Genomic DNA, 8,445 nt, shown 5'->3' with positions numbered 1-8,445 from the left:
TGGACTTGGCTGTCCCAGTTTCGAACGCACCGCCTGAAATCCGTCTCGGGTAGGGCGTGTTCCGAGTGGACACTGATCTATGCAACACGGCCCGGTTTTGGACAGAATCCCAAAGTCGAATGACGAGTGCTTCCTTGAGGCTTGGCAAAGATCGGACATGATGAACTCGATTGTCGTCACTTTTCTTAGCTGCTACTCTGCAGCGTCCGGAGCCGTCGCTTCTGCGTATATCCCTTTCACGCGTTCCTTTGTCGGATCAAAATGCGGGAATGGAACGATCTTGGCTTTCAACCGTTTTTGCTGCCCGTCCAACTGCCCGATTTCAATGTCTGACCCAATGGTGACATGGGTAACCGAAACCCGACCCAATGCGATTACTTTGCCAAGAACGGGTGATTTCATTGCGCTGGTAATTTCTCCAACCTGCGCTTTTCCAACGCGCAAGCAATCGCCCGGCGAAGGGACCGTGCCGCCTTCGATCTCGAAACCAACCAGTTTGCGGTGCGGGTGTGCCTTGCGTTCTTCGATCGCGGCCCGGCCGATGAAATCGTCGGTTTTTGATTTCAGCGGCACAGTAAAGCCGATGCCTGCTTCAAATGGGTCCGTCTGATCGTCGAATTCCGACCCGGCAAAGATCAATCCACCTTCGATCCGCAACATGTCGAGTGCCGCAAGCCCGAGCGGTGCGATGCCATATTCCTCACCGACTTCCCAAACGCGATCAAAGATTTCTACCGCATCTTTGGGGTGGCAGAAGATTTCGTATCCAAGTTCACCGGAATAACCGGTTCGGGAAATAACCACAGACGTCCCCTGCACATCGCCTACACGTGCGACGGTAAGCCGGAACCATGGCAGTTCTTCGATCGTCGGTTGTTGAGGTGGTGTCCAGAATATCTTGGAAAGAACGTCGCGACTGTGCCGCCCCTGCACCGCGATGTTGTGTAACTGGTCCGTCGAATTGCGCACCCAGACATTCATATTGCGTTTGAGTGCCTGTTCCTGCAGCCACAATCCGCTGGTGTCATTCCCGCCAATCCAGCGGAAGTTTGTTTCGCCCAAACGATAGACTGTGCCGTCGTCGATCATCCCGCCGTGTTCATAGCACATGGCTGTATAGACGACCTGACCAACGCTCAGCTTATTCATGTTGCGAGTCACACATAGCTGCATCAGCTCTTCTGCGTCAGGCCCAACAACCTCGTATTTCCGCAGGGGACTCAGGTCCATGACTGCAACCTTGTCCCGACAGGCCCAGTATTCAGCAATGGCACCATGATTGGTCATCGTGTTGGGCAGCCAATAGCCGTTGTATTCTATGAAATCACGGGTGTGCCGTGCAAAGCAGTCGTGAAACGCGGTTTTTTTGGTTTCTTCCACATCCGCCTCCGCAGATTTTCTGTAGCCGTAGGATCGCTTGAAATCCTCGGTCGCCTTGTAAGTTCGCACCTGAATATCGGTTGGGTTCCAGCCATTCGCCGGATCGATGTCGCAGGGACACCCAGTGCTCACGCAAACCAGATCGGTGAGTGCGCGGAGCAGGACGAAGTCGCCCGGTCGTGACCACGGATCGTCCATTCCAATGGCGTTGGAGTCGTCCAGCATTGTATTGAAAAAGAAATTGATTGCCGGCCAGCCCCCGCGGGGCTTGATGCCATACTGATCTAGATCCTTGTTGATATTGTCCGAACAATTCACGTGACCGGGATAGCCAAGGTCTTCGTAATACCGCGCGGTACAGGCAAGGCCGAACGTGTCATGCCGTCCGCAGGTGTCCTGTACGATTTCGACCAAGGGCTCTTGATCGACCGACCAGTATTTCGAGAATATGCCCGGTTGAGGATACAAGCTGCCCATCAGACTGCGGGTTGTTGTCGGGTCGATCTCGCGCTCGATCCCTTGATCCAGTGCACGGCGGCTGAAAGCCTGGAAATCAGAACACTCGCGTCCACGTATATCCACGATCTGTATGAATTCTCCTGCTTTGACCCCATAGGACTTGGCGTTGCCGGGCTGAATGTTGATGTCCTTCAAAGGATCAGCCAGCGGATCATGCGAGCCTACATCGGGCTTTTCCAATCCGGGTGCAGAGCGCTGGATATACAAGATGATATCCGTGGGCGGATTGTTGTCCTCGGGGCGCATCGTCTTGCCGGGTGCGGCGACGATCAAAAGGCCATCGTTTTCCGCCACGAAATGCGCCATGTCGCCGGGGCGAGACCCATCTCTAAATGCGCGAATTGCGTCGCCCTTTCCGATGTCGAAACCTGCAACCTCCAGAGCTCGCAGTACCTTTTTCCCTGAAGCGGAGCCATTTGCCAGCGTTGCAATCAACCCTTCGGGCCGCCCATGCCCCTGGGCGCCCAGCATGGCTGCGTCGGACCTCCGGTCAGGAGCAAAAAAGACCATTTCTGCCGGTTGCATGCCATCGCGGTCCAACAGCGTGATGGTATCGCCTTTGGACACCGAAATAGCGCGCGACCCCATTCCTGGAACCGGGTGGCGCTCTGTCCCGTGGGGCAGGATCGGAAGGCCAGGGGCCAGAACCCCGCTGCGTTCGAATGGAACTTCAAAAACCGGCTTCACATTCATAATGCACCTTCCTGAATGGATTCCGTCGCACCGCGGTGCGTGACCAATAAAAGACAGCCCGCCTCAGTGTGCGAGCAATGGCTGGATCCTGCGGCAAGGCTGACGAAATCCCCGCTGCGATAGCAAAACCCATCGTGATCGGTCAGATCGCCCTCGAGGACAAAGAACTCTTCCGGTCCGTGATGGATGTGGGGGTTCGAGCGTGTTCCTGGCGCCATCTTCATCAGATAGCTGCCTTGCCCGGTTTCCTCATCAAAGCTGACGTTCTTCCACCAGACCTGCTCGTCTGGCAAGCCGTCCATCCGCATCCGGATAAATCCTGTGTCGTCGAAACGGGCAACACTGCGTCTGTTCTGAAGCTGTTCCATCTCAGTCTAGCCCCAGTTGCTTTTTACGCTTTTCCGCCCAACTGCTGATCGCCATGTCAAAGGTCAGCGCCATCAGCGACACATTCAAGCCAAGGACAAAGTTCTTGCCCAACTCGGTGCCGGCCAGCGTGCGCTGCAATTCTTGTCCCAAATCCTGTGTGCCGATGAAGGCCGCGATGATGACCATGAAGAACGAGAACATGATTGCCTGGTTAAACCCGACCGCCATTGTTGGCAGCGCCAGAGGGAACTGCACCGACATCAACTTTTGTTGACGGGTCGAGCCGGACATGTCGGCCGCTTCGGTCATTTCCGGCGGTACGGTGCTGAGGCCAATAATAGTATACCGGATCAGCGGTACAGCGGCGAAGATCAGAATTGAGAACACAACAGCCACATCATTGACGCCGAACAACATGATTGCAGGGATCAGGTAGATGAAGCTTGGGAAAGTCTGCGCGGTGTCGCAGGCCAGCAGGATGCTCTTGGACCACCGGGCGGATCGGGCCGCAACAACTCCCAGGGGGATTCCAATCAGTGTCGCCAGCGCGACCGCCGAAATCACGGTGTAGAGAGTGATGACCGAACGATCCCACCAGCCCGAGAAAGCCACGATCGTAAAGAAGATAGCGGCATAGATGCCGGGTTTGCGACCACCGACCCAATAGGCAAAGGAAACCACAAGTAGGATGAAAGCTGGTGTCGGAATGGCAAGCAGCGTGTTCCGGAACGGGATCAGAACCTTGACGTTCAGGAACCAGCGCAACCATTCGGTTGGCCCTTTGATGGCATCGATTGCCAGGAACGACTTGATCACTACGTCGATTTCCTTGCCCTGGCTCAGATGTTGCTTGCGGCCGACTTCGGCTAGGATCGGGAAGACTTGCGACAGCAGAGTGAACCCAACGAACAGACCCAGCGCGATCAGTGAGATCTGGTGCCGTATCCACCACGGCGTACCACGCTCGAAGTGAACCGGTTGTTTGACGACCCAGGCCTTTGACATCCGATCGAGCATGACCGCCAGAAGAACGATGGTCACACCAATCTCAAAAGAACGCCCGAGTTTGAAACTGCCCATCATCGCCAATAGTTTGGCGCCAAGGCCGGGCATGCCGATGAAGGCGGTCAGCACCACCATGGCAAGACACAACATGATCACTTGGTTGACGCCAACCAGAATCTCTGTGCGCGCGGCGGGAACATAGACATGACGCAGCATCTGCCAGTGGGTGCACCCGGACATCTTGCCTGCTTCGATCACTTCGGGGCTGACTTTCTTCAGGCCCAGAGTGGTCATCAGGATCATCGGCGGGATAGCAAAAGTAATCGTCGCGACGGCCCCAGCTGTTGGCCCGACTTTGAAGAAGATCACGGCGGGCAACAGATATGTAAAAAACGGCAGTGTTTGCAGAACGGATAAGATAGGTTTCAACATCCGCTCGAACCAGCCGTATTTCCAAGCAGCGATACCCAGGGTCAAACCCAGAAGAAAGGCCAGGGGTGCTGCAACCACAATGACGGACATTGTCTGCATGGCCATCTTCCACTGTCCGATCGCTGCGGTCCAGATGAAGGTTCCGGCCCCCAAAGCCGCCAGCCTCCAGCCGCCAACAGCATAGCCGACGACAGCTGCAACAGCGGCGATTGCCGACCATGGGATTGGCCCCAGATGGGGCCAACGACGCTTGCCCTCCAAAAGGTTTGCTGATGTGTCCAACAAAAACTCAAGCGGGCCTTCAGCGATAAAACGGGTGACGTAAATTAGGCCAAGGTCGTTTTGAATGAAGCTAAAAATGGCGTCCATAACCTGTGCCGTTGGCGGTATTGCAGCCTCTGGGATGCGGTTCAGCCATTCAGGCAGAACACCAAAAGCCTTGGCAAGAATCAGCGCAAATGCTGCAATCAGCAGAACAGTAAGCACGCGAGTACGTCCCCACGGTCTGTCCGAGGATTCCGGCAGTTCAGTGGACAACGTCGCCATCATTCCGCTCCGAGCAGAACATTCAACGCGGCATCGCGTTCCAGAACGCCGGTGACAACGCCTTTGTCATTCGCGACCGGCAACAGGATACGACTGTCATTGATCAGAATCCGCGCCAATTCGTGGATGGTAGAACCACCATTGATTGGCGCGCCCTCCAAGGCGTGCCCGTTGACCGGCTTTGCTAGTCCCTTCGCGTGCACCACGCGGGCTTTGTCGATGTTCTCGGTGAATTTCGCCACGTATTCCGTGGCAGGGTTCATGACGATCTGATCCGGCGTATCACACTGTTCCACCGCGCCATTGCGCATGATCGCGATCCGATCTGCCAGTCGCAGCGCCTCGTCAAAATCGTGAGTGATAAAGACAATGGTCTTGCCCAGCATCTCTTGCAGGCGCAGGAACTCATCCTGCATTTCACGGCGGATCAACGGGTCAAGGGCCGAGAATGGCTCGTCCAGAAACCAGATATCCGGCTCAATCGCCAAAGATCGGGCAATGCCGACACGTTGCTGCTGGCCGCCGCTGAGTTCGCGCGGGAAATACTCTTCACGGCCCTCAAGGCCGACCAATTTGACAACTTCCAAAGCGCGCTCGCGCCGGTCATGGCGATCCTGGCCGCGCATTTCCAAAGGGAACGCCACGTTGTCAAGAACGGTACGATGCGGCAGCAGGCCAAAGGACTGAAACACCATGCCCATCTTGTTGCGACGCAACTCAATCAGGTCGCGCTCACTCAGGCTCATGATATTTTGACCGTCGACCTCAATGGTGCCACCAGTAATGTCATGAAGTCGCGAGAAACACCTTACGAGGGTGGATTTTCCTGATCCCGACAGCCCCATGATGACCAGCATTTCACCTCGGTCAACCTCAATCGAGACTTCCTTGACCCCGGCGATGTAGCCGTCAGCACGAATCTCGTCGAAGCTGCGACTTGTCGGCATGGACTTCAGATAGCTCTCGGGCGAGGGTCCAAACAGTTTCCAGACGTTTTTGGCTGAGATTACAGGCGCTGTGGCGAACATGGCTGCCTTTCTTTCTTGTTAAGCGTGGCCCTACTGCTCTGATTTCAGTAGGGCCGCGCCAGTTTCGTAGTGTATGGACGCGTTATCAGCTGCAGGTGCTGATCCAGGGATCAACAACAGCACGGTTTGCATTCAGCCATTCAGCCGCTGCATCTTCTGGCTCTAGCTCGTCTGTATCGACCAGCTTGGCCATTTCCGCGATCTGCGGATTGGTGAACGAGATGTTGGTCAGCACACAGTACGCTGTTGGCCACTTGTCCTTCATACCATCCCATGCTGCCTTCTTCAGATAGCCGGTGGCAGGGTTGCCGCAATCATATAGCGCATCGGGATTCGGACCTTTTGACGGATCCTTGTCACACCCATCTTCCCATGCAGGGAATTCAACGAACTCGCCGGGCCAGACAGCCTCGGCAAAGTTGGGCGTCCAGTTGAAGACCAAAACCGGCTTCTTATCCGCTTCTGCTGCGCCAATTTCGGCCCACAGGGCTGCCGCCGAACCTGCGTTGATAACGGTGAAATTCAGATCCAGCGCTTCGGCACGTTCTTTACCATGCTTCAACCAGTCGACCGGACCATCCAGATACCGGCCCTTGTCGCCGGTTTCCGCTGTTGCAAACAGGTGCGCACAGTCGTTCAGAGCTTTCCAGTCGGGTAGGCCTGGGCAGGATTCTTTGGTCCACATTGGATACCACCAATCCTCACGCGTGACCGCATCATGGTCGCCTGCATCATGCAGACCGCCCTTTTCGAGCGCGGCGCGGAACGATGCACCAAACGCGCCTTCCCAGACTTCCATCTCAAGTGTGACGTCGCCTAAACGCACCGACTCGTACACCGCCTGACTGTCTGTCGTAACGTATTCGACGTTGTCGCCAATCTCTTCAAGCAGCAGGCCAGCAACGTATGACATGACGATCTGGCTGGACCAGTTGTGAATTGGGATTACGATCGGATCGCTGCTATCTTCAGCAATCGCTCCGGTGCCTGCTACCGCTGCCAAGGTTGCAGCAGAAAGTAGATTTGTGAGTTTCATGTTTGCTCCCTGAGTGAGTTCATTTTTTGATTTGCGGACTCTTCCGGCCCCGAATTTGTTCATTCTGCCTAAATTCCCCCCAGATGCAGAACAGAAATTTGCGAGGCTTTGCCCATAAATTATTGAGGCTAATCTGGGTTTTCGCTACCTTAACAGCCAGTTGTCCGATCGGGATCGAGTTGATGCGGGCAAATCCTTTTGATTGCGAACACGTAAAGATAGGGACTCCGCCCTCAAATGCCGAAGAAAGCACCCGTTACCGGTAAGATTCTGCCGCCGCTCGATTACCTTCTGGCATTTGAGGCCGCAGCAAAGGCTCAGAGCTTTGCTCAAGCCAGTAAGGTGCTGAATATTTCCGAGACAGCCATAAGCCGCAAAGTGCGGTTGCTGGAACAGCATTACGACGTACCCCTGTTTGTTCGCGGGCATCGATCCGTCTCCCTCACCCAGCAGGGAGCCATTTTGTTGGCAACGGTGGAAAAGTCACTGGATCTGCTGCGAGATGTCAGCCGCGACATGTTGGCCAAACATCAGGCCAACACGGTTTCGATCTCTGCGACCAATTCTGTTGCCTCACTTTGGTTGATGCCGCAACTTCGAAAATTCAACAAATCCAACGGTCGTATCCGTATTTCGTTGATGTCGTCCGACAGCGACGCGGAGTGCATGTCTGACTCGATGGACCTGACGATTTTGCGGGGGGAAGGAGACTGGCCTGGCTACGAAGCGCAGCTCTTGTTTGGCGAAACAGTATTCCCAGTGTGCAGCCCCGAGTATCTCAAAAGCAACTCTGGAGCATCCGATCTCGCCGCATTGCCGGAACTGGACTTGATTGAAGTCACCAGCGGTCATGCCGAATGGATGACTTGGCGTACCTGGCTCGATGGCAAAGGTATTTCAATGTCAATGACGGAGCGTGCAGTTGCGTTCAATACCTATCCTTTGTCCATTCAGGCTGCGGTGGATGGTTTGGGGATTGCATTGGGCTGGGCTCATCTCGTGGATCCGTTGCTTGACAGCGGTGCTTTGGTCCGACCAGTTCAGGATGCATCGGTGCGAACTCAGTCGGGATACTATTTGCTGAAAAGCCCGACGCACAAACCGTTTCCCGAACGGCGTATCGTCGAGGATTGGCTGCTGGGCCTCAGCGCCGGGCGAAAAAGATATGCGTAAATTGTAAAATTGCTTCGGTATCGAAAGCGGGCCAGAGATTCTGGATCAGTGACTGTCGCCGGATTCTTGAGTTGACTGGTGGGAAAAAATATTTACCCTAAAGAATTAACCTGATTCCGCATTCTGTCGTTCACACGATCGGGTCTGGATGTGTTCGGCCTACTTTTGAAGGGACCCTGCCCAATGAGCTACAAATCCGACATCGAAATCGCCCGCGAGGCGAACAAGAAGCCGATTCAGGAAATCGGCGCCAAAATCGGCATC

6 protein-coding genes are annotated in these 8,445 nt (G+C 55.0%); 1 reads left to right on the top strand and 5 read right to left on the bottom strand.

Annotation, left to right across the window (positions count from 1 at the left end):
- Window positions 1-192: 192 nt before the first annotated feature.
- From BLU89_RS20800 to BLU89_RS20780, 5 genes are all read right to left on the bottom strand, one after another.
- Window positions 193-2,592 (bottom strand): trimethylamine N-oxide demethylase, encoded by a 2,400-nt coding sequence (locus BLU89_RS20800; RefSeq protein ID WP_074739625.1) that lies wholly within the window; start codon window positions 2,590-2,592, stop codon window positions 193-195.
- Complete coding sequence (locus tag BLU89_RS20795) at window positions 2,589-2,960, bottom strand: cupin domain-containing protein (protein ID WP_083347843.1); 372 nt, start codon at window positions 2,958-2,960, stop codon at window positions 2,589-2,591. Before BLU89_RS20795 ends, BLU89_RS20800 begins: the two co-directional genes overlap by 4 nt.
- 1 nt (window position 2,961) lies before the next feature.
- Complete coding sequence (locus BLU89_RS20790) at window positions 2,962-4,944, bottom strand: ABC transporter permease (protein WP_074739623.1); 1,983 nt, start codon at window positions 4,942-4,944, stop codon at window positions 2,962-2,964.
- The gene (locus BLU89_RS20785) at window positions 4,944-5,972 is read right to left on the bottom strand and encodes a quaternary amine ABC transporter ATP-binding protein (protein WP_074739621.1); all 1,029 of its coding nucleotides are present in this window, start codon (window positions 5,970-5,972) and stop codon (window positions 4,944-4,946) included. Before BLU89_RS20785 ends, BLU89_RS20790 begins: the two co-directional genes overlap by 1 nt.
- An 85-nt stretch (window positions 5,973-6,057) precedes the next feature.
- Window positions 6,058-7,008 carry an ABC transporter substrate-binding protein gene (locus tag BLU89_RS20780; protein WP_074739627.1) on the bottom strand — a complete coding sequence of 317 codons (951 nt, stop codon included), beginning with the start codon at window positions 7,006-7,008 and terminating at the stop codon, window positions 6,058-6,060.
- A 237-nt stretch (window positions 7,009-7,245) separates the two neighbouring features.
- On the opposite strand from BLU89_RS20780, the gene BLU89_RS20775 reads away from it, so the two are divergent.
- Complete coding sequence (locus tag BLU89_RS20775) at window positions 7,246-8,181, top strand: LysR substrate-binding domain-containing protein (protein ID WP_074739619.1); 936 nt, start codon at window positions 7,246-7,248, stop codon at window positions 8,179-8,181.
- The last annotated feature ends 264 nt before the right edge of the window (window positions 8,182-8,445 follow it).

This window comes from Ruegeria halocynthiae, assembly GCF_900106805.1.
Lineage (GTDB): Bacteria > Pseudomonadota > Alphaproteobacteria > Rhodobacterales > Rhodobacteraceae > Ruegeria > Ruegeria halocynthiae.
This window is presented reverse-complemented; position numbering and strand designations above follow the sequence as displayed.

What these genes read in the sequence shown, in the direction of transcription:
- BLU89_RS20800 (WP_074739625.1), bottom strand. Translation starts at nt 2,592, where the DNA reads ATGAATGTGAAGCCGGTTTTTGAAGTTCCATTCGAACGCAGCGGGGTT.
- BLU89_RS20795 (WP_083347843.1), bottom strand. Translation starts at nt 2,960, where the DNA reads ATGGAACAGCTTCAGAACAGACGCAGTGTTGCCCGTTTCGACGACACA.
- BLU89_RS20790 (WP_074739623.1), bottom strand. Translation starts at nt 4,944, where the DNA reads ATGGCGACGTTGTCCACTGAACTGCCGGAATCCTCGGACAGACCGTGG.
- BLU89_RS20785 (WP_074739621.1), bottom strand. Translation starts at nt 5,972, where the DNA reads ATGTTCGCCACAGCGCCTGTAATCTCAGCCAAAAACGTCTGGAAACTG.
- BLU89_RS20780 (WP_074739627.1), bottom strand. Translation starts at nt 7,008, where the DNA reads ATGAAACTCACAAATCTACTTTCTGCTGCAACCTTGGCAGCGGTAGCA.
- BLU89_RS20775 (WP_074739619.1), top strand. Translation starts at nt 7,246, where the DNA reads ATGCCGAAGAAAGCACCCGTTACCGGTAAGATTCTGCCGCCGCTCGAT.